At 56.9% G+C, this 22,418-nt stretch carries 17 protein-coding genes; 10 read left to right on the top strand and 7 right to left on the bottom strand.

Annotation, left to right across the window (positions count from 1 at the left end; all coding sequences use genetic code 11):
• Position 1: 1 nt before the first annotated feature.
• From EXQ56_12470 to EXQ56_12505, 8 genes are all read left to right on the top strand, one after another.
• Positions 2–670 carry an NAD-dependent epimerase/dehydratase family protein gene (locus EXQ56_12470; GenBank protein MSO21245.1) on the top strand — a complete coding sequence of 223 codons (669 nt, stop codon included), beginning with the start codon at positions 2–4 and terminating at the stop codon, positions 668–670.
• 62 nt (positions 671–732) lie between these two features.
• On the top strand, positions 733–1,455 hold the full coding sequence (locus tag EXQ56_12475; GenBank protein MSO21246.1) for a hypothetical protein: 723 nt from the start codon (positions 733–735) through the stop codon (positions 1,453–1,455).
• 114 nt (positions 1,456–1,569) lie between these two features.
• A complete protein-coding gene (locus tag EXQ56_12480) occupies positions 1,570–2,601 on the top strand; it encodes an alcohol dehydrogenase (GenBank protein ID MSO21247.1) in 1,032 nt (343 codons plus the stop codon).
• Between the two features lie 32 nt (positions 2,602–2,633).
• The gene (gene hpnC, locus EXQ56_12485) at positions 2,634–3,599 is read left to right on the top strand and encodes a squalene synthase HpnC (GenBank protein ID MSO21248.1); all 966 of its coding nucleotides are present in this window, start codon (positions 2,634–2,636) and stop codon (positions 3,597–3,599) included.
• Between the two features lie 15 nt (positions 3,600–3,614).
• The gene (hpnD, locus tag EXQ56_12490; GenBank protein MSO21249.1) at positions 3,615–4,508 is read left to right on the top strand and encodes a squalene synthase HpnD; all 894 of its coding nucleotides are present in this window, start codon (positions 3,615–3,617) and stop codon (positions 4,506–4,508) included.
• Positions 4,505–5,944, top strand: coding sequence for an FAD-binding protein (locus EXQ56_12495; protein MSO21250.1), 1,440 nt, complete (start codon positions 4,505–4,507; stop codon positions 5,942–5,944). Before hpnD ends, EXQ56_12495 begins: the two co-directional genes overlap by 4 nt.
• A 16-nt stretch (positions 5,945–5,960) precedes the next feature.
• Positions 5,961–7,067 carry an A/G-specific adenine glycosylase gene (gene mutY, locus EXQ56_12500; GenBank protein ID MSO21251.1) on the top strand — a complete coding sequence of 369 codons (1,107 nt, stop codon included), beginning with the start codon at positions 5,961–5,963 and terminating at the stop codon, positions 7,065–7,067.
• The gene (locus EXQ56_12505; GenBank protein ID MSO21252.1) at positions 6,977–7,429 is read left to right on the top strand and encodes a cytochrome c; all 453 of its coding nucleotides are present in this window, start codon (positions 6,977–6,979) and stop codon (positions 7,427–7,429) included. Before mutY ends, EXQ56_12505 begins: the two co-directional genes overlap by 91 nt.
• 21 nt (positions 7,430–7,450) lie before the next feature.
• On the opposite strand, the gene EXQ56_12510 is transcribed toward EXQ56_12505, so the two are convergent.
• The 6 genes from EXQ56_12510 to EXQ56_12535 all read right to left on the bottom strand — a co-directional run bounded on the left by EXQ56_12510 (position 7,451) and on the right by EXQ56_12535 (position 17,937).
• On the bottom strand, positions 7,451–10,600 hold the full coding sequence (locus EXQ56_12510) for a hypothetical protein (GenBank protein MSO21253.1): 3,150 nt from the start codon (positions 10,598–10,600) through the stop codon (positions 7,451–7,453).
• Positions 10,601–10,675: 75 nt separating this feature from the next.
• Positions 10,676–11,740 carry a VWA domain-containing protein gene (locus tag EXQ56_12515; protein ID MSO21254.1) on the bottom strand — a complete coding sequence of 355 codons (1,065 nt, stop codon included), beginning with the start codon at positions 11,738–11,740 and terminating at the stop codon, positions 10,676–10,678.
• A gap of 313 nt (positions 11,741–12,053) precedes the next feature.
• A complete protein-coding gene (locus EXQ56_12520; GenBank protein ID MSO21255.1) occupies positions 12,054–15,173 on the bottom strand; it encodes a c-type cytochrome in 3,120 nt (1,039 codons plus the stop codon).
• A gap of 138 nt (positions 15,174–15,311) precedes the next feature.
• Positions 15,312–16,247, bottom strand: a complete 936-nt coding sequence (locus EXQ56_12525) for a cytochrome C (protein MSO21256.1) — start codon at positions 16,245–16,247, stop codon at positions 15,312–15,314.
• A 2-nt stretch (positions 16,248–16,249) separates the two neighbouring features.
• Complete coding sequence (locus EXQ56_12530; GenBank protein MSO21257.1) at positions 16,250–17,200, bottom strand: cytochrome B6; 951 nt, start codon at positions 17,198–17,200, stop codon at positions 16,250–16,252.
• Positions 17,201–17,355: 155 nt separating this feature from the next.
• Positions 17,356–17,937, bottom strand: a complete 582-nt coding sequence (locus EXQ56_12535; protein MSO21258.1) for a Rieske (2Fe-2S) protein — start codon at positions 17,935–17,937, stop codon at positions 17,356–17,358.
• A 173-nt stretch (positions 17,938–18,110) separates the two neighbouring features.
• On the opposite strand from EXQ56_12535, the gene EXQ56_12540 reads away from it, so the two are divergent.
• Positions 18,111–18,164 (top strand): hypothetical protein, encoded by a 54-nt coding sequence (locus tag EXQ56_12540; protein ID MSO21259.1) that lies wholly within the window; start codon positions 18,111–18,113, stop codon positions 18,162–18,164.
• 175 nt (positions 18,165–18,339) lie between these two features.
• Here the strand turns inward: EXQ56_12540 and EXQ56_12545 are convergent, their stop codons facing one another.
• Positions 18,340–20,379 (bottom strand): TonB-dependent receptor, encoded by a 2,040-nt coding sequence (locus EXQ56_12545; protein ID MSO21260.1) that lies wholly within the window; start codon positions 20,377–20,379, stop codon positions 18,340–18,342.
• 174 nt (positions 20,380–20,553) lie between these two features.
• On the opposite strand from EXQ56_12545, the gene EXQ56_12550 reads away from it, so the two are divergent.
• Complete coding sequence (locus EXQ56_12550) at positions 20,554–21,444, top strand: IS1595 family transposase (GenBank protein ID MSO21261.1); 891 nt, start codon at positions 20,554–20,556, stop codon at positions 21,442–21,444.
• The last annotated feature ends 974 nt before the right edge of the window (positions 21,445–22,418 follow it).

Below are 22,418 nucleotides of genomic sequence, written 5' to 3' on the forward strand. Positions count from 1 at the left end.
ATTGGTTTACACCAGTACCGTAGGCACGTTGCGCTTTACGGAAGACGGTCGACCCGCTGCGGAGAACGACGTCGCGACACTCCATTCGTTGGCGGGTCACTATAAGCGGTCGAAGTTTCTCGCCGAGCAGGTAGTGCTGCGCTACGCTGCCGATGGGTTTCCGGTGGTGATTGTCAGCCCAAGCACACCGGTAGGTGAAGGCGATCGCAGACCCACCGAGACTGGCAAAATAATTCTCGATTTTCTTCTGGGCCGCATGCCGGCATACATCGATACCGGCCTGAATTTGGTAGATGTGCAAGACGTTGCGGAAGGGCACCTGCTGGCGTGGCGCAAGGGCCGCACGGGGGAGCGCTACATACTCGGCGGCCGCAACATGAGCCTGCGCGAAATACTGGAATCGCTCGCGTCAATCGCGGGCCTGCCCACGCCGAAGATTCGTTTGCCACACTGGGCAGCTTTGGTTGCGGGTGCGGTGGATACCGGACTTGCCAGCCTGCTCGGACGACCGCCGCGCATCCCGCTGGAGGCCGTGAAGATGGCCCGCTACAAGATGTACGTGAGCACGGAGAAAGCACGGCGTGAGTTGGGCTATGATCCATCGCCGGTAGAGCCGGCGCTAGCCCGCTCCGTGGAATGGTATCGCGGGAACGGTTATCTGAGAATGTAACGATCTCAAAAGTGGGACGGCCTCTTGAATCATTCTCCCGTAATCGATCGGAAGCATAACGCATGAGTATCCCATCCAATCGATCAGACCATCCTCCTTTGCTTGGCATCATTGCGGCCTATCGATGGGAGATCTCTCCGCTGTTGCGCCGACAGTTTGGAGTCCAGCGCACCGTGACGGGCGAGTATCATCTGAAATTACCGGCGGGGGATGCGGTGCTGGCCTTGAGCGGCGCTGGAACATCCAATGCGCGGCGCGTGGCGCAGCGTTTGCTGAGTCAATACAAGCTATCTGCGCTCGTGTCAGCTGGTTTCGCGGGCGGGTTGGTGGAAGGGCTATCGGCGGGCAAACTGCTGCTGGCGGACGTGGTGATCGATGAAGCGAGCGGGCAGCGATATCCCTGTGATTTCAAATACCTGAGAGAAATTCAAGCGGCCAGAGGACAGCTTGTTACAGTACAGGCTGTGGCCGGACGCGTCGAGCAGAAAACAGCGCTTCACGTCCGCTGGCAAGCGGTCTCGGCGGACATGGAGGCCGCCGCCGTGGCGCAGGAAGCAGCCGCAGCCGAACTGCCATTCGCCGCCTTGAAGGCTATTACCGATGGCCCCACCGATATCCTAGCCATCGACTTTCAGCGATGTTTGAGTGCCAATGGGGGGCTATCCTCGGGTAAAATAGTAATCGAAGGGTTGCGTGGCATCACTCAGTTCCGGTCTCTGTGCTTGCTGGCGTGGAATTCACGGATTGCGGCTAACAACTTAGCAGCCGCATTGAGTCGATGGTAGCGGAGAAAGCATTTATATTTTCCGTGCTGGGGAATTAAAGCCGGCTGGCGGCTTCCGTGTTCGAACTCATTGTGCGAAAGTTCTCTCGAATAAGGATTTACTGTGGCGGATAGAATGACGGCGGCCGTTCTCTACGGCAAGGAAGATTTGAAGATCGAGCAGGTGCCGATCCCCAAGATTCAACCGGACGAGGTGCTGGTGCGCGTGCGCACCGCGCTGACTTGCGGTACCGACCTGAAGGTTTACCGCCAGGGTTATCACGCCCGCATGATCGTTCCGCCGGCAATCTTTGGACATGAGCTGGCCGGCGAGATCGAGAAGATCGGTTCGGACGTTCAGGGCTTTCGCGTGGGCATGCGCGTGGTAGCAGCAAACTCGGCACCTTGCGGCGAGTGTCGCTACTGCCTCCGAGACCGTGCCAATCTTTGCGACAATCTGTTGTTCAACAATGGGGCTTACGCGGAATTTATTAAAATTCCCGGTCCCATCGTTCGCCAGAACCTGCTGGAAATCCCCGAGCACATCAGTTTCACCGACGCCGCGTTGGTCGAGCCGCTGGCCTGTGTGTTGCGTGGATTCGAGCAAATACAAGTTCGCCCGGATGACAGTGTGCTGGTGATCGGGATGGGGCCCATTGGATTAATGTTTGTCAGACTGGCGCGACTCCGCGGCGCGCACGTGATCGCCGTGGGCAAGCGTGATTCTCAACTGACTGCGGCCAAGCGCATGGGCGCGGATGTGGTGGTCAACGCGGGCAAGGGTGGTGACATTGCTGAGGAGGTCCGCAGCAAAACACCCGATCACGCCGGCGCCGACATTGCCATTGAGGCCGTAGGAACTCCGCAGACTTGGGAGCTGGCCTTCCAGACCATGCGCCGCGGCGGGACCGTGAATTGTTTTGGCGGCTGTCCCAGCGGAAGCAGCGTACGGTTGGACACCTCATTGCTCCACTATTCGGAGATCTCGCTTCACGCCACGTTTCACCATACGCCGGCCTACATCCGCAAGGCGCTTGAGTGCATCTCGCGTGGCGATATCCGCGCTACGGATCTCATCACTGGCCAAGAGCCGCTGACTCGTCTGCCGGATCTGATGCGCGACATGGTGAACCGCAACGGTAACATAAAGACTGCTATCATTCCTTGATGTTCCAATCCGTCTGGCGGGCGGAGACTCTCATGTCATTCGCGGATACCATCCAACCCGCGGCCCTTGCGGACTTGGCGGCCTTTGCATCGCCCGCACAGTGGGATGGTCTGTTGCCGGAGACCGCCACTCCTCTCGCCGAGGCCCGCCGCTACTGCGAGTGGTTGGCCAGTACCCATTACGAAAATTTCCCGGTGGCTACACGACTACTGTCGCCTCGACTGCGCCCACACTTTCATGCGCTGTACGCCTATTGCCGCTGGTCCGATGATCTGGGTGATGAGGTCAGTGATCCGCGGACGGCTTTGCATTTGCTGGACTGTTGGGAGCAAGAGCTGCGCGCCTGTTACGCGGGTCATCCCCGGCACCCGGTGATGGTGGCTCTGTACGAAACCATCGTCCAATGCGACATTCCAGCCCAGCCGTTTCACGACCTCATCACCGCATTTCGTCGCGATCAGACGGTGCGACGCTATGAGTCATGGGATGACGTGTTGGGCTATTGCCGCTACTCGGCCAATCCTGTTGGCTGCCTGGTACTCTACGTCTGCGGCTATCGCGATGCCGAACTGCACCGGCTCTCCGACCTCACATGCACAGCTTTGCAGCTCGCCAATTTCTGGCAGGACGTTCGGCGCGACTACGCAATCGGACGCATCTACATGCCACTCGATAATATGGCTCGGCATGGCATCTCCGAGCGTGAGATCGCAACGGGCACCTGTACTCCCGCATTTGTTGCAATGATGCGCGAGTTGGTCGGGCGGACCTGGGAGTTGTTCCGTGCCGGTCTGCCGCTCATTGATCAACTGGATCGGCACCTCGGCGTAGAAATAGAGTTGTTCAGCCGCGGCGGCATGGAGATCTTGCGCTTGATCGAGCGGCAAAACTACAACGTGCTTTCGCGCCGGCCGCATCTCAGTGGCACGCAGATGGGTCTTCTCACTGGAACCGTTTTGTTGAAAAGAATGTTTAATCGCGGCGGGGTCCCCGCTTAAGGGCAAGAGATTTTCATGGATTCAACTGTCGCCACATCGTATCGAGTGTCTCGCGGTATTGCCCGCGCACGGGCGCGCAACTTTTATTTCGGCATTTGGCTGCTGCCGCGAGAGCGGCGAGACGCGTTGTGCGCCATTTATGCCTTTATGCGCCATGCCGACGATGTCGCCGATGGAGAGGCTATACTCGCGGATAAAACGGCGCGCCTGCGCGAGTGGCGCGCAGACCTCGACCGCGCGTTGGCGGGAGATTGCGCAGGCAATCCGATCCTGCCAGCCTTTCATCACGCTGCGACTCGATACCGTATTCCGCCTGAATATTTCCATGAGCTCCTCGCCGGCGCGGAGATGGACTTGACCGTTCACGCTTACGCCACTTTCGACGACCTTTATCAGTACTGTTACCGCGTGGCCTCGGTGGTGGGCCTGTGCTCATTGCAGGTATTTGGATTCAGCGACCCTGCCGCCAAGAATCTAGCGGAACGCTGTGGGGTTGCGTTCCAGCTCACGAATATTCTGCGCGACTTGCGCGAAGACGCCGCCACGGGTCGGACGTATCTTCCAGAGGAGGACTTGCGTAAATTTGGCGTAACACCCGCCAGCGTGGCATCGAGCGCGGCGGACTCGGCATTTGTGAATCTGGTCCACTTTGAGGCCCAACGCGCGCGGGAGTTTTATGAGCAGTCCCGGCCATTGATCGGCATGGTGCACAAAGAGAGCCGTCCGGCGTTGTGGACAATGATCTCCATCTACTGGAATTTGCTGGAGACCATTGATCGCAATCCCGCAGCCGTGCTGCAAGGGCGAGTGAGCCTGCCTACGATGGACAAAGCCATGCTGGCCGCGCGCGGGGCGGGCATGCGGATCAAGTTGCGCCTCGGCATGAGCGCGGGAGGAAAACGGGATTGACCGTCTCTCGCCTAGCCGCTCCGCGCGTGAGCATACCCCGCGTGACTATGCCCCGTGTTGCCGTACTCGGTGGCGGACTGGCCGGCCTTGCCGCTGGGGTGCGTCTCGCCGAAGAAGGATTCGCCGTCGAGTTGATAGAGAAACGCAGCGTCCTCGGCGGGCGCGCGTCCTCGTTTATCCCGCCCGGGGAATCCGCGCCCATCGACAACTGCCAGCATGTTCTGCTCGGCTGCTGCACCAACTTGCTGGATTTTCTCGGTCGCACGGATGCGCTCAGTCAGATTCACTTCTACCATCGCTTTGATTTTCTGGGCGATGCCGGATTGTCTTCGCTGGCCGCCTCGCTGTTGCCCGCACCACTGCACTTCCTTCCATCACTGCTGCGCTTTCGCCACCTGATTCCCGCCGACCGCTGGTCATTGGTGCGCGCGATTCTCGCCATTGTGCGCACGCCGCGGCCATACCCCGACATTCCGTTGATGGGTTGGTTGCGCGATCATGGCCAGAGTGTGGCCGTGATTGATAATTTTTGGCGCGTCATCATGACCAGCGCGCTCAACGAAGACCCCGAGCGGCTTTCGGCCCGACCCGCATTCCACGTGATCATCGATTCCTTTGTGCGCAACCGTACCGGTTACAAAATGGGCGTGCCGAAAGTTCCGCTCTCCGAAATGTATGCCGCGGAAAAGATGCGTCAGCGCATGACCGTCCGCCTGGGAACTGCAATTGCTGGATTGAACATATCAAATGGCAGGATAAATGGACTGCAGTTGCAAAACGGCGAGACGCTCCATGCGGATTGCTATCTAAGTGCGCTTCCACCCGACGCGATCGCCAATCTGTTCACTGCGACGCAGCGGGTCGAGTGGCCGGAACTTAATGAATGGAAGAATCTCGAATGGTCGCCCATTACCGGAATTCATCTTTGGTATGACCGCCCGGTGATGGATATTCATCATGCCGTAGTGGTGGGCAAGACGATCCAATGGGTCTTTAATAAATCGCTGGCAGCCGGAAAAAGCGCGGGCAGTGGACAGTACATTCAGGTGGTGATCAGCGCGTCGCGCCCGCTGCTGACCATGTGGCGCGAAGCGATTATCGAGCTTGTGCAGCGCGAGCTGGGTGAAGTGTTGGCGCGCACCAAAGAGGCGAAGTTGGACAGGGTGGTTATCGTGAAGGAAGCGGAATCAACTCCGAGTTTTCCGCCGGGCTGGGAATCGCACCGTCCCGGCCCCATCACTCCCTTTGCCAATTTGTTTCTGGCCGGTGATTGGACCGCCACGGGATGGCCGCCGACCATGGAGAGCGCAGTCCGCAGCGGATATCGCGCCGCCGAGTGCATAGCCAATTCCGGGGCTAAATCGGATGGCAAGCGGCACAGCTTTTTAGTGAATGATCTCCCATCCGATCTGTTGGCCCGGTTAATGCTTCCATGAACAACTGCGAAGGGTCATGACTAATATCCGCGACCACCTTGGCGCCGACAATCCGAAAGATACTGCGGGAGTGCGGCGGCGTCTGCTGCGCTGGTACGACCGCGAGCAGCGCGACATGCCGTGGCGGCAGACCTCGGACCCTTATCACATCTGGGTATCAGAGATCATGCTTCAGCAGACGCGCGTCGAAGCGGTTATCCCGTACTACAAAAGATTTCTGCGTCAGTTTCCGTCGGTGGCTCATCTGGCGCGGGCCAGTAACGAGCGTGTGCTGACATCGTGGAGCGGACTCGGCTACTACTCGCGCGCCAGAAACTTGCATCGCGCCGCGAAACAGGTTCAGTCTGATCATGGCGGGGTTTTCCCGCGTGAAGAGCAAGCCGCGCTCGACCTGCCCGGCGTGGGCCGTTACACGGCCGCGGCAATTTTGAGCATCGCTTATGGCGTGCCGCTGGCCGTTCTGGATGGCAATGTTGCGCGCGTGCTTTCCCGGCTATGCACCGTCCGCGCGGTAGCCAACAATACTGCTGGCAGAAAAACGCTCTGGCGTCTTGCGCAGGAAATTCTCGACACGCGGCGTCCTGGAGATTTCAATCAGGCCATGATGGAACTAGGGGCGACGATCTGCCTGCCAGGTCAGCCGCGCTGCGGAAGCTGCCCGCTGCGCAAAGATTGTCGAGCGCACTTGCAGGATGTAACCGGCGAGTATCCACCTGCTCGCGTGCGAGCGCGCGAAAAATCTTTGAAATTGGTTGCAGCGGTGGTGTGGGATCGTGCAGGTAAGTATTTACTGGAGCGTCGCCCTGCAGGCTCATCGTGGCTGGCGGGATTCCTGGAGTTTCCCATGTGGCCGGCAACGGCGCAGATCAGCGAAAATGGTCACGCGGGTAGTTCGTCGAAGGCCCGGCTCAAGTTGGTTCGCTCGCTCGGGACCATTCGGCACAGTATCACGCAGTTCCGAATCGAAGTGGAGTTGTGGCAGGGCGCCGTAATAAATAATAAGCAGGCTGATTTTGAAACGAAGTCGCGCAAATGGGTGGACTTGGCGGCTATAAAGAAGCTGCCCATCACTACGATTTCGCGAAAGGCGCTGGCTATGATTGGCGAGCAAAGGGAAGAGTAGGAATGAAGCGATCCACCATTTTGTTGGCGGTCTGCGGAGTCGTGGTTGTCAGCGCAGCAACCTATTATGGAGTTGCGCGACGCGGGCTTCAACCAGCCGATGCGACGCGCGGCCGCCAAGTGTTCGATGCTCGCTGCTGGGTCTGCCATGAGACGGACAATGAGGGCTACCGCATTGGGCCAGGGTTACAAAATTATTTTCGGCGCTCACCGCATCAGCAGAAGAACGGCTCGGAACACGAGCACACCGATGAGTTTGTTCGTGAGTTCATTCGAAACGGCTCGATGAATATGCCCGCGCAAAATTATTTTATTTCACAACAGGAACTCGCTGACGTGATGGCCTACCTCAAAACGCTCTAACGCGATTGCGACCCAAGTTACCTATCGCGATCCCACTTCCATGGTTACCGTATTGCTGGCCGCGCCGCCCGCTGTGAGGATGACCTCGGCTGTCCCCGAAGGAATTTCAGGGACTTGCAGATTGACCTGATAGAGTCCCGCGAAGCCGGGAGCGAGTCCGGCGAAGTCCACTACGGCGGGTATGCCGCGAACGGTGGCGGTTACCGCCAACGAGGTTCGCGACAAGGGCGAGGTTGGCGCCGGCTGGCCGCTGATAATCAGTGGAGTTGTTGCACCCAGCCCGGTGGCGAAAACCGAAACATATTGTCCGGGGAAGGCCGGTTGTCCGCTGCTGACCAGTGTTGCGGTTCCGGCATGAGTGATCGCGCCTGCGCCGATGCCGCTCGAGTTGAGCGAGAAAATTCCCGGCGAGGCCTGCCGCGCATTCACCGTTATGGCTGGTGATGCGATGCCATCGTTGCGGACCACCAGAGAGTGCGGGCTGGCGGCCAGGTCGGCAGGCGCCTGGGCATTGATCTGCGTGGGAGAAACGTAGAAGAGAGGCACGGCCACGCCGTTAATCTCAACGCGCGTTCCGCCAAGAGTGGTGGTCAGCGGTAGGCTGGCAGCCGAAGCGACAGTGCTGGCTAGTCGCGTCCCAAAGATGGAGAAGATGCCGCCGGGTGCGGGGATCACGCCAGCAGGCACAAAGCTGGCTCCATTGACCACGCCGAGTGGTGTCACGAATGGACCGTCAACTGGGGAAATGGTAAAAGTTGCCGGCGCAGCTAAACCTCCCACATTGGCAATGATAGTAACTGGTCCAAAACTCCCGAGCTGAACCTGCGCTTCAGCAATTCCCAATTCAGACGTCATCTGGACTGGCGCCGGAATGGTTGCCCCACCTACAGTGATGACAATAAATTGGACACCTACACCGGCATAAGGAATGTTGTTGGCATCCCGCAACCGAACCCGTAGGGGAATCGGCAGTGTCCCACCAGTTGGTCCGGATTGATTGTTGCCCTGCAATATTTCCAACGTAAGTGGACGGGTACTGGTAAGTGGTGAAACGACCTCGACAACAGATGAAGCAGTTTGAAAGCCTGCTGCGTTGGCTTCCAGGAGGGAGCGTCCCACCCCCGTTCCGGTGATGGGAAACTCAACGAATGCAGCCCCGGCGGGAACAGTCACCGTAGCGGGAACAATCACAGCTGCTGAATTTGAGGTAGCCATGCTGAAGGAAATGGCGCCGGGAGCCGGCGCTCCTAATAGAACTCTTCCAGTCACGGTGGCACCATTCAACAGACCCAGCGGATTGGGTTGCAGGAGCAGTCTATGTGTCAGGCTGGTGTTGGCTGTTCCGCGAAATCCAACTGAGCGATTGAAAAAACTCTCCCACTCGCGGCGTATGAGATCCACCTTAGCGATCTCATCGGCGGTGGCCGGAGTGTTGCGGCCAGTTACCAGCACGAAAGCGTAATGGAACCGCTTGGGCGCGATGACGGAGTTGGGAATGCGCGGCCCATTTGATGCGATGATCTGACCCAGCTCCACGTTGGCGCGGGTTCCGCTGAAGTTGGCATTTAGAAATGGCGAGGTTCCGGGATTCAGCGATGGCGATGGATTCTTTACCAGGAAGCTCGGCCCCACTTCGTCCGGGGCGCGCAGGCCCATCAAATATTGGTCGATCTCGTTGTACTTCTGCACGACTCCGGTGGTGGTGAATGTCCCGTTGTTGTTGTCTCGGATGAGATTGCCCTCCATTACGGAGGCATCCGAGTTGAAGTAAAAGCTCCAATGTTGGAGTTCACGGCCCAGCAGTGCGGTGCTGTTGGGGGCTCCGGCGGGATCGGCCCAGGTAACATAACTCATGAAGCGATGGCCGGCTTCTTGCCCCATCACGCTTAACGTGGAATTCGATCCGAGGAATATGGTGCTGGGATCGGTCGGATAACGCGACAGGCTGCCCATGTTGAGCAGGCTCTCCAGTCGCCCTGCGCTGCCGAACTGTTCCGAGAAATCAAACGTAGTGGTGTTGCCGATGCGGCCGATGCCGGTTACTTGATTGGAGATATTCACTTCGAAGGCGAAGGCCCCGTTCAAATTGAAGTTGAAGTTGCTGAAAATTACGATATTTTCGTAAGCGTCGTCGTGGGTCTGATAGAACCTTCTGGTGACGGCGGCTAAGTCCAAATCTGTGGTTAGCGAGAAAACTTCGGCAATGGCGTTTTGAATCACAACTGCGCCGGAAGTGGCGCTGAGATCAACCACCGCCGGAGTATCATTCAAATTTCCCCGAGAGATTCCTACGACAGCTTCCCGGCCGCCGATGGCGCCGTAGGCCATCTCGATGCGGCCGTCTGAAGTCAGCGTCACCTGGAACGTTTCTCTGGGGCCGGTTCCAGCAGCGGTAAAGTCCGGGACGGTTATCCAGGAGACAACGAAGCGCGACGAGCTCGCAAAGACCGTCAAGCGGCCCGTTAAAGATGAATCGAGGTCGACAAAATAAGGAGCGATGCGCGGCGGCCCAGTTAAGAATCGCGCCAGACTCCGCGCCGTGGTGGAGGTGTCGCCTTGCACGAAAGTTAGATTGCCGTCGGAGTTCACGAAGAGCGTGGTGTAGGTTTGTCCGAAAAAACGGAAGACGAATGGCAGAGTGATGCTCCGCGCCCCATCATCGCCAATATTCTGTGGATTGGTGGCGGGTGCTGGGTTCAGCAGTTCGCCCTGCTCAGCCGCGACGGTGTCAAACGACGCAGCGCCCGTGCGAACGGTGTAGCCCGTACCATTGGGATCGAAGGTCAGGGATCGTCCGTCCAGATCGAAGGGATTCTGACTGGTAACCAGCGTGCCGTCATCGGGCAGCACCGCAACATTACCCACATCGAATGCCGCAGTAGCAGCGTTGCGCAAGGGCAGAAATCCTCGTGTCGCGCGGTGTTGCTGAAACTGTGTGTGTAGTCCCAGTTCGCTGAGCACACGGTTGGGATAAGTGCCGCAGAACAGATCGCTTGATTCCGACGCAGCCCGGCCCGACACGCTGTTGGTTGCGCCGCTCAGTAGTAACAACCATGCGACCATCACCAAATTCAGCGCGCGCCTGTTGGTTGGCTGGTTGGATTTGTAGATGTCAATGTCGCGCGGGGAGTCTTGCCGGCATCCAGCCTTGCAGAGTTTCGCACGGCTCAAGCGAGCTTTCTCCTGGAGTGGTTTGTTGTGGGCAGAATCGGCGATAGATGGCGACACGGAAGACACCTGGCAAAATTACGGCACGGCATAGTAGCCACGCTTGTGGCGAAGATCGACGCCTTTGCGTTTGGTGCGAATTTCAATATTCCGGAACTGCCCGTCTAGCTTGGTGTTGGTGGAGCGGTATCCGATGGCGTACTGATTGGTCAACTCCTGCCCGATGGCTTCCAGCGCTTTGGTCATGGACGCCGCCAGCTCCGCCGTGTACTGTCCCGTGCCGGGTGTGTAAACGGAGTTCTGGCTTTCGTAAATCTGATGCTTCGAGATGTAGCCGGTGGCAAAGGCCGAGCCGGGCAGGTTCTCAAGCGGCGAGTACATGCGACCGTTGGTCTTTTCGACCAACTCCCTGAGTACCTTGTCGCCCGGTGCGTTCATGCCGTAACCGTTGGAGCTAACCACAAAAATTCGCGCATCGGCGCGCAGCGCGACATCAATCGCCTGCTCCAGGCTGTGCTCGCTCAAGTTGTCTTCGCCGTCGCTGAATACCAGCAGGACGCGGCGCGGAATGCCCGGTCCTGGAGCGGCTAATAAATTTTTCTGGCAGGCTTCGATGATAGCATCGAGCAGCGCCGTTCCTCCGCCCGCCTCGAGTTTATCGAGCGAGGTGGTGAGATCGTCGGGATTGGAGGTGTAATCCAGAAGCACCTCCGGTCCATGGTCGAAGGTCATGAGGAAGCCTTGATGATCTTTCTCATGGCTTAACACGTAGTAGCCGAGCTGCATGGCGGCTTCTTTTTCAAACTTCAGCCGCTGGCGCGCGCTGGCGCTGGTGTCGATCAGGATGCCAAAGCGCAATGGAAGATTGGTGGGGGCTAGGAAGTAATTGACCTTCTGCTCGACGCCATTTTCGAATACCTGGAAGTCGCCCTGCTTCAAATCGGTTACCAGAATCCCCTTATCGTCGAACACGGAGAAGGGTATCTGGACTTCCTCCACTTCCACAGTGATGATTTGTTGACCCGGACGAGCTGGTTCGGGAGCCTGAGCAATTGCAATAGGGAACAATGAAGTCGCGATGGCGAGCAGCATTAATAAGTTGATAAATCTGTGCCGATATAAGTTGTTGGTCACATTCTTCACTGATCATGCTCCCAAGCTGGCTCCCAAGCTGGACATACAACAGACGCGTTCTGAGCCGTGATGGATTGCTTGTGCTTGTTCCACCCTGCATAAGTCAATCGTTCCGGTAGAGCTAGTCTAGCACTTTTGCTGTGGAATTTCCGAGGATCGGCAGACGCAGTGCGAATGGAGCCGCGACCGCCAAGGAGCGGTTCGTTATCTGGATAATGTATCTCCGCTGGACCGCTCCCTTCCGGTGGCGACTCCGTTCACAAAACAAACCCCCTCCGCTGGTGGGCGGAGGGGGTTGAAAGGTTAGAAAGTTAACGACGGACTACTGCCCGGTACCGGCCGGCATGATGCGCGGCAGGCGCGACAACTCGTCTGTGGAGAACTGCATGATGTAGCGGACGATGAGGTCCGCATGATCACCACGGAAGCCAGCCGAGCCGGGAGGCAGTGGGCCACTAAAGACCGCTCGACCACCATCTTGCTTGAACAGGCCCGACGGCATTGCCGTGCCGGGACTCATCATGGCTGGATCGATCATCCAGCGGCGAGTCCAATCCGGCTTCAGTCGTCCCCGCATCAGCATGAAGCTGGGAGCGGTGGCGCGCTGATCGCGAACTGCTTCGCCAGTGGCGTGGCAGCTTAGGCAAGGCGCGGCGTCGGAGGTGAATAAGCTGCGTGCCAGCAGGCGCTCCTGCTCTGTCAGCGGCACCTGCTTGGGAGCCAGATAGGGCTGAGGCTGCACGGACAATGCATCAAAGAATTTCACCAGCTTCATAATCTCTCCATCGGAGAAGAAGAAGGTGGGCATGCGTGTCTTCAAGTAAGAGCGGACGCCGTTGCGGCTCAAGTCAGTTTCGCTCATGGACGGGTTTTCGAGGAACTTGGCCAGCCATCCCGGCTCGACGCGCGCGCCCTCGCCCACCAGATTCGGCGGCAACTGATCTTTCCACTCCGGCGTCGTGTAGCGCAGCACCGAGGAGAGGCTTGAGCGCTGACCTACATCCACCGAGTGGCAGCCCATGCAGTTGTACTTGCGAACGATCTTCCAGCCCTCCTGAATATCCCTGCGACGATCTTCAGGCAGGAAGCGGTAGCGCGGCGGGAAAGGTGATTCGACGCTGCCGAGCAGGAAGGTGGTCAGCGCCACGATCTCTTTCTCGTCGAGATCGAAGTTAGGCATGCGGAGTTTTTCGAGCGGCTCCTTGACCTTACCCTGATCATAAATGGCAGGGTCTTTCAATTTATTGGTGAAGAATCCTTTGTGGTTGTACCAGCCCTCGGCTTCGGCCGGATGGGTCATCAGAGCGAAGTCCAGGCGCTCGATCGGTTTGCTGCCTTCCTTGGACAGTTCGGTGCCGATGCGGCTTTCTTCCTCCAGGCCGGCGATTTCGTGGCAACCGGCGCAGCCGAAATGTTTCACGAGCGGCAAGCCCTTGGCCTTCATGGCCGGATCGTTCAGATAATCCGCCGCAGCGTACTCGCCGGGCTGCTTGGTCTTCAGCGACATCAGATACGTGGCGATGTCGCGAGACTCTTCGAAGCTCAGGCGCAGGTTGGGCATTACCGTCATTTGCGAAATAACCAACTCGGCGCCTTCGTTGGGGCAGGTCGAATGATCGTCGTCGAAGACGAACGGCAAGCCGTGCCTTGCGTAATCTTCAGGACCGAGGTCGCGCTTCTCGACGGGGCAGTAAGGTCGCGTCTTCTCGCGCGGATTGTGGACCCATCGGACTAAGTAATCGTAGTTGAGCTTTTCGCCGACGCGGCTCAAATTGGCGGCGAATATTCCGCCCTGCTTTTGATCGCCTTCGCCCATGGAATGGCAGGCCATGCAGCCACGCGTTTCAAACAGTTCTTTGCCGCTAGCGGCGTTGCCGGCAGGTTGAGACTGCACGCGGCCTTCCACGCCGGATTGCCAGATGTATGCTGAAATGGCCTGCACCTGATCAGTATCCAAACGGAAGCGCGGCATGCGTGTACCAGGACGGTAGTCCTGCGGATTGGTCAGCCAGACGGGCAGCCAGTCCTTGCGGAATTTCACACGCGCTTCCTTCAGGCTGGGCCCGACTTTTTTACGCTCTTTATAGAGATCGCGCAGGCGCAAACTTACCTGTGTAACTTCAGCATCAATGCCGCTGGACTGCACTTTTAGCTTGTCGGCACGGTCGTAGAGGCTGCGAGCCTCTTCGTTGGACTCGGCCAGATCGGCCTGATCAATGGACCGCTCGGCCTCAAGAATGTTGGAAATTTTATGGGCTTTCTTCTGCTCGGCCAACTGTGCGTAGTAGGCGATATCCTCGGTCTCAGAGTCGTAGCCTTCATAGCGGTGACAACCCACGCAGCCACGATGATCAAACAGCCGCTTGCCTTCATTGATAGTGGTGGCTTCGCGCAGATACATGTCGCGTGTATGGCACTGCTGGCAGCCTGCTTCGACGTTCTCGCGCTCATACATGGGCCAGAGCCAAAACTTATGGCGTCCGTGGCCCTTCTCCACGCTGGTGGTGGCGCGACCGTTGCCGTTGTGGCAGGTGGAGCAGCCGAAGCGCTCCGGATCATGCATGGCCAGCAGTTCCTTGCGCGGATGGCTGGCAAACTCAGCGCGACCACCCATATCGGCGGCGGTGATGGTGATCGGCGAGCGCGTGGCCAGGTGGCAGGATTCGCAGCGGTCTACCAGATCGATGTCCGCGTTGTGAATTTGCCGGATTCCCGGCTGCAACGACTTGGCTTCGTTCTGCAATCCGCGCATCTGCACTTCAGTGAGCGTGCCGAGGTGATCCTTCAGATAGATGTCACGCTTCTGCCGCAGTTCCGTGGCGTTGGCGTTCAAGGCGATACGTTTGGTTTGAAGATCGGTTCGGCGGGTCTTGATGCGGTTTAACTCAACTTCAAATTCGGGATACAGCAGTTCTTTCTCTTCGGCGGCGATGTCTCCGCTGGCCGGAAACGAGACGCTCAAGGTACGCGCCTTAACCTCGTCGATATCTTCCTGGATGGATTGCTTGCCGCTCTCACTGGCTTTTTCCAGTTGGTAGATCATCGCCGAAATCTCGCCGCGTGATTCCTGGAAAACTTTGTTCATCAAGGTAATGCGGGGATTCAGTTGCTGGCTGATCTCCTGGTCGATGGCGGATACTTCGGTCGCCACGGCCTGCTCGGCGGTTTCGGTTTCCTGGGCCAGCTTCTGATACTCGGCGGACTCCCGGATCGCCTTTTCCTTTTCGGCGGCGGCGGGAATGGCTTTATCCAGAAACTCTGAATACAAACCTGCGAAGTCCTTCTGGAAGCCCTTCCAGGGACGCATGGCATACATCTCGTCGTAGAGCGCCCAGATCATCGTGAGCATCATCCCTACGGCCGCCAGCATGAGCCATAAGCTAAGTGAACTACTTGTTACTGGATCCTGTTCTTCAGGTCCAATGGGAGGAACGTCAGCCATCCTCAGTCTCCGATATTCCGAAGTCCACGGTATTCCAAGTGACTCCGAAAAAAGTTGTCTCGTAAAACACTGTCTCGTAAAACGAATGTCACCAAATCAAAACTGCATTAGGTTGGAGTACCCATCCTAAATGTTGAGCTAAATATTAAACCAGGGCGTAACCCAGATGTACTTGATGCGGAACAGGTGCCGCAAGATCATCTTTGCCGGCAACAACAGCATCAGCACCAGCAAGGCCTGCATCGTAATGTATTGGAGCAAGGTCATGCGCTCGTACACCTTGCGGGAAAACTCGGTCAGCAGGATCAGCTTATGGCAAGCCCAGCCTGACAAAGCCACATACGCGCCCATGGCGATGCCGCCGAAAATTACCTTGCCTGGCATGCTGGTAATGCCCACCAAATCATGCAAATCGCGGTTCAACTCAAAAACCAGCCGACTGTGATCCCAGGTCATGCCCGGCCAAAACCACATCCAGCCTGGTCCGCGGATAAAGGTCCCGATGATGACCATCAGAACCCACAGGCCGAGGAACCCGAAATTGAATGTCCACAGCGCGAAGCGGCGCTGCTTGTAAGTGTAGTAACCGTTTCCGAGCGGGTTGATGTCGATATAGGGTATCGCCATCAGGCCGATGATGATGACCGTGGGCAGAATCACGCCGGCCATCCACGGATCAAAATAGACCAGCATCTCTTGCAGGCCCAGGAAGTACCACGGTGCCTTGGAAGGGTTCATGGTCAAGCTGGGATTAGCTGGTTCTTCCAGCGGTGCGTTCAGCGTGATCGACCAGATGAATAGAATGATGGTAACGATCAGCGCGGCCAGGAACTCGATGCGCAATAGGAATGGCCAAACGTGAACTTCCTTGGGCCACTCCGGCTTGTAGGGAAACGTCTTGCGGTGATGTGTCTTGGCCATGACCGGATCGGCTTCCAGCTGCTCGATCAGGCGGTCGTTGGCGAACGATTGCCGCAACCCGTACCAGGCGTAAAACGGAACGAGCAGTAGCAGCGATGCAATCGGTACATTGTCCGGGGTGCTAATGATGGTCCAAAGTTGATGCCAATCCATCGTTATCCCCTCCCTTTCACGGTGGATTCATCCAGACGGTCCCAGCGAATTTCTTTCTCCAGCATCACGGGCGAAGGGCCGGAGATGCCGCCGTCTTTACGAACGCGCCAGAAGTGAACCACCAGGAACGTCGATACCACCACGGGAATCGCCACGCAATGCCAGATGTAGGCGCGCAGCAGCGCGTTGGAATCGACGATGGAGCCGCCGAGCAGCGCGAAACGCACGTCGTTGAACGGCGTCATGCCAATTTCAGGTCCCAGAGGGCCTTCTGATCCCAACATTGGTGAAGCGCGCGCCATGTTGGTTCCCACCGTTACGGCCCAGAATCCAAGCTGATCATCAGGCAGCAGATAGCCAGTGAACGAAAGCAACTGCGTCAGGACCAGAAGAATTACGCCAACGCACCAATTGAACTCGCGCGGCTTCTTGTACGAGCCCGTCAGATATACACGGAACATGTGCAGCCACACGGTGATAATCATCAGGTGCGCGCCCCAGCGGTGCATGTTGCGCAGGAGCTTGCCGAAAGGAACATCGTGCTCCAGGTACAGCACGTCGCGGAAGGCTTGAATCTTTGACGGATGGTAGTAGAACATCAGCAGGATGCCGGTGAAGGTGAGCACAATGAACAAGTAGAACGAGATGCCGCCCATGCCCCAGGTGTAGCTGTAGCGCACGGCATCGCGGTTGATGCGCGCCGGGTGCAGGTGCAGGAATACGTTGGAGATGACGCCCAGCGACCGGCTGCGCGGCGTCTCATCGTGCTTCACGCGGAAGACGGACTTGTAGAGCTGCGTTTTTTCCGGCTGCTTCAGGGCTTTGATGTCCTGGTCTAGCTTTTCCTTGAACGGCTCAAGCTCCACCTTGACGCGATCGAGCAGGCCTGCCGCGGTTTTCGGTTCGCCAGGATTCTCGTCTTGTCCGGGGATATTCTGTTGTTCGTCTGCCATCCGGCATTCTCCTCGCCGTGTTTCCCAATCAGAGCCCCGACCGCCAGGGAGGGGGCACCTTCACCTATTTATCACTGCGCCCGTTCTATCACTGTTAGTTGAACGTGCCCCCTCCCTGGCGGTGGGGGCTCTGATGCACCATCCTGAAAAACGCTTTACACGCCGCGCAGGATCGCGCCATCATCGCCAAATTGGTCCACGCCACGGAACGGATCGCGGACATACAAGCGTGCCGTATCGACCACAATCTGCCCGCCAGGATTCAGCACAACATGCGCGCGATCCATCGGACGCGGTGCCGGGCCTTCAAAGTTTACGCCCTCGTTGTCATAACCGCTGCCGTGGCAGGGGCACTTGAACTTGTTCTCGCCATCCTTCCAGTCTGGCGTGCAGCCGAGATGCGTGCAGCGCGCATAGATGACAAAAAGTCCTTCGCTGTTGCGCACCACCCAGATGCGGGCATTCTGCTGGAAGCGCGTGTCCACGCCATAGGAAAAGTCCGAGGGGTAGCCGAGGATGAAGCTGGTCTTGGGCTCGAACAGCGCGCGCGGGAAAAAGAAGCGCAGAAACATCAGCAGGTCCACTGTGAAGAAGGTGAGCAGCGACGCGGTAACCAAGCGGCGGCGAACCTTGATGACTTCCTTGGGAGTTGGCTTGGGTGTGGACTTGGGAGTTTCTTTATTCGCGCCGCTATCCGCGACGGCGACCTGTCCGGCCTGAGTCTCTGGCTCGCTCATAACTCTCGTGGTCCCCTTCTGCCCGCCTTGCCCGGAAAGCACTGCGGCGCGGGGGCGAGGAAGAATGTCAACTTGCTGGGTTAGTGATAAATCCGTTGCTCAAAGAGATCTATTTTCATCCGTCTCCTGCTTGCCTGTCAAGTGTTTGGGGGCGTTGACGCCGAAATAATTCGGTGTGCCACGGTGGAGCGATCCGAGCCGCGACAGTTATGGAGCGTCCACGATAACCGTGTGCGCGACCAAGTCCCGCTCAGGCGCATTCCAGCTTTCCGACAAGACTCGACCGGGATCAGAGTTCATGTTTCCGTGCATCGTGGACGCTCCATAACCGTCGCGGCTCGGATGGCCCAACAAAAATGGGAGGCTCGTGGCTCCCATTCTTGGTTAGGTTGTTGGGTTTGACTAGAACGTAAACTTCACGCCAAAGCGTCCGCGGAATCCCGGCGACCAGATCGCATCCATGCCATAGCGCGGGTCTTTGGCGCCGACTGCCGCACGGCCATCAGCGGTATTGGCAACCAAAGCCTGGTAATCGTAACCCTTAAAGAGGTCTGTAGTGGCCAGATTGATAAAGGAAGTGGCACGGACTGCGCCGCCGCCGCCGCGGTTGTAATAGTTGTAGAGGTAGCGAACCGACTTCTGGTTGAAGAGGTTCTCCATATTGAATTCAAAGGAGAGCTTCTTGGTCTCCGTGATGCTGAACTGGTGGTTGACGTTCACGTCGGTGCGGCTCAACAACGGAGTGCGGCCCATGTCGCCACGGCCGTTCACCATGAGTTCCGTCTGGTTTGTGCTGGTAACGTACGTGGTCATGGGCGTGCCGCTGGCGATGCTCCAAAGCGGGCTGATGGTGGTGCGGCCCATCCTGCCTGTGCCCCAGTTCAAATCCTTGGCTGCATAAATCTTGAACTGATGCGGACGGTCGGTAGGCAGTCGCCCTTGCACATCCAGATTGCCCTTCGAGTCAAACAGCAGTTCATCAATGTCATAGGCGCGATTCACGTTGCCGGCCTGGCGAACGATGGTGCCGCCGGAATCACCAACTGAGGGAGAGGTTACCCCAACTGTGGGCGGACGGACTTCCTCGGAGGCCGCGACGCCGGAGTAGTTGCCATACAGTCGGCTCAACACGTAGCTGGAATTCACCGACCAGCCACCACTGAAGCGCCGGTCAAACTCTAACTCCATGGCGTTGTACGTGCGCTTCGCCTTGGGAGTCGGGATTGACTGCCGGGTCCCGCCGGATGCCGGGAAGACCGTGGAGTCGCCTTCGCCGAGGTTGCCGTAGAAGTAAGTTTCGTCGCCATTGGCATCGAGCGCGCCGATATCTTCAATGGTGCGGTTCAGCTTGTTGAAGACGTAGTAGGCGGAGAACGCGGTGTTGTTGTTGAACTGATAATCAAAACCGGCATTCAATGCGTCGGAACTCATGGCCTTAATTTCTGGATCGATATGATCAAATCCGTAGACGCGGCGATTGCGGAATCGTGTGGCCGTTCCGGGGTTCCAAATGTCGCGTCCGGGCAGGTTGGCAGGATTGATTGCGGTGCCACTAAGGCCAAACGCGTTGGGAGAATCGAGCGTGCGGTAGTAGATGTTCCAGATTTCCGCGCCAAACGTGCCGCGGGAGAGTTCGTACTTGACCCAATCATAGAAGCGTCCCCAGCTGCCTGCAATCTTCAGGCGGCCGTCGCCGAAGGCGTCATAAGCAATGCCCAGGCGGGGGGCGATCTTGTCCGTGTAGTCAAACTTGAAAGCAAAGTCCTGAACCTGGCGCTGGAAGGAAGGAACAGTTTCCTTCTCAAAACGGAGACCTAAGTTTAGGGTCAACCTAGGCGTGATTTTCCAGCGATCTTGCGCGTAGATGTTGCCGATGCTGGCGCCGGTCGTGCCGCGGGTGGCCAACTCGTTGTACTCGTAGTAGCCGTACGTGCCGCGGCAATTTGCAGCATTGGCCGCCTGCGTGCAAGAGGAAGTTCCAACGCCCGGAAACGTGCTTCCCCAGAACATCCAAAAATAGCCGCCGCTGGGATATGCATCATCCACCTTGTTTACGTTCTTCATGGTCCCGGTTCCCAACTTCAAATCGTGGTTACCGGCCATGTCAACGTTTACGCCGAGGTCTGCCTGAATCATGCTGCGCGTGCTGATCTCCGAGAAACGCTGGCGCAGGCGGGGAGTATTTGAAAATGAGACGCCGCCGCGCTCGGTAGGCGCGATGTTTGCTTCCAAAGCCCCCAGCGAGCTTGTCGGAGTGCGGTATTCAACGGCAGAGTTTCCCGGGATGCCGGTGTCCTTGAAGTTATCCCAGAAACGGCCGCCACGCACGGTGAGTACCATGCGATTGCTAAGTGTCAGGTTAATTTCTCCGCTCATGGAGGACTTTGGATTGAAATAGCCGATCTGCTTGTTGATTACGGAGGAGGCCAGAGTATCAACCACTCCGTTGGGTGATTATGTACTTTACACAAGGTAGCCATTCCGCCATACTCGCTTCGGTTTATCGGCATGGGCGATCTGCTTTAGTTTGTCCCGTACTTTCTTCGGAAACACACTCGCCAACAACTCTTCGTCATTCATTTCGGATGCCTTTTTCTTGCTCTTTCTAGGAGACATATGGACACCATGAAAAGTATGGATTTAATGAAACTGATGGAAGCATTCGACACCGAAGAGGAATGCCGCACGAAACTAGAACAGTTGCGTTGGCCGAACGGGATTGCTTGCCCGCGTTGCAGCAGCGATAAGATTTCCCGCATACAAAAGCGCGGCCAGTTCGATTGTGATTCATGCCGTTACCAATTCTCCGTCCTGAGCGGGACCATCTTTCATGATACTCACCTGCCATTGCCGAAGTGGTTTGCCGCTGCCTATTTGATGTGCGAATCCAAAAAGGGAATCTCTGCCAATCAACTCAAGCGCACGCTGGCTGTAAGCTACAAGACGGCCTGGTATCTGTGCCATCGCATTCGCAAGGCTATGGAAGAGACCGCACAGGCTCAATTGGAAGGCACGGTAGAAGTTGACGAGACCTACATCGGTGGAGCCTATGACAAACGGCGCAAGCGCGCCCCGTGGCAAAAGCCAGCGGTCATGGGCATGATTCAGCGTGACGGAAAGTTTGAAGCACGGACCATTCTAACCGCCAGCAAACAAATTCTCATCGGCATCATCAAGCAGCGCGTCTCTGAGAAGGCCACGGTCTATACGGACCAATACCGCGCTTACAGTTCTCTGAAAAAGACGCACAAGCATGACACCGTGAATCACTCCGCCGAAGAGTGGGTACGCGGCAAGGTTCATACGAACACTATTGAAAGCGCGTGGTCCCTGTTCAATCGTTCGATCATCGGCTCCTACCATAAGTTGAGCACCAAGCATCTTGATGCTTATCTGAACGAGTTTGAATGGCGCTTCAATAATCGGCATAATCCTTACCTATTCAGGGACACCCTCACGAAGCTAGTCTCAGCAACGGCAATGCCATACGAGAAACTAACTGCCTAAAGTTCTATTGCATTAGCTTTACTTCGCATCTATCGGCATTCCCCCCTAGAAAAAATACGAGCGGGGAGTTTGGGGTCCATGCCGGAGAGCCGAGAGATAGCAGGACATCCCCGCTTGGGGTCTGGGTTGTTTGGACATTCTGTTGATTAACTCTTCCAGCTACCGTCATGCCGACAAGATTAACTGGTGTTGTGCAATCAAGGGTAAGATTGGTCGGCTGGATTACTTCATTCGTCATAGCTACGACCAGCATTGCTCCAGAGTTCCCAGGAATTTCATACACTGATGTGCTTACAGTTCGTGGTGGCTTCTCCATCAACTTGCCGAACTGGAGTACGCAACTATCAATGGTTCCCTGTTGCCTTTCAAGATTGTTTTGTTGTGAATCCATTCGGATACGCTGATCCGCTAGTCTGTCATTCGCATTGCTTAACCTTGTGTCTCGGGCATCAATACCAGTTTGACATCTGTACAAAGCAGAGGCGAACCCAGATTTTCAAGCAATTACTGTTGAAAGATTGTGATATTCTTCTCGCCACGAACTAAAAAAGGCCCCCACAAGACATACGAGACCTAGACCCCAAAAAACCCGTTCCTGGGTTGGCTTTTTGGCAATTTTTTCGCACAGCGCGAGGACGAAAAAGACAATTCCACAAACGATAGATAAACGTAGGAAGCAACTGCTGCCACCCACGAAGAAAAATCCTCGTACATTCTTTGTAGACCTCCGACTTTGCTGGCCAGTCTACTCATTTACCACCCATTGCGTAAAGGGGATAATCACCACACTTTTTTATTGACACTGAATGGGGACATCATCTATACCCGATCATAGATGCTGTAGCAGTCGCAGGTTGACGTGTGCGCATTGCACGGTTCAGAGAAAATCGGATCGCGGCTGCTGGCAACTAGATGTCTAGCAGTGGAATGCAGACCATTGTTTTTCGAGGCCAATTGGACTGAGCTGCTTCCTG

The organism is Acidobacteriota bacterium (assembly GCA_009691245.1).
Classification (GTDB): Bacteria; Acidobacteriota; Terriglobia; order 2-12-FULL-54-10; family 2-12-FULL-54-10; genus SHUM01.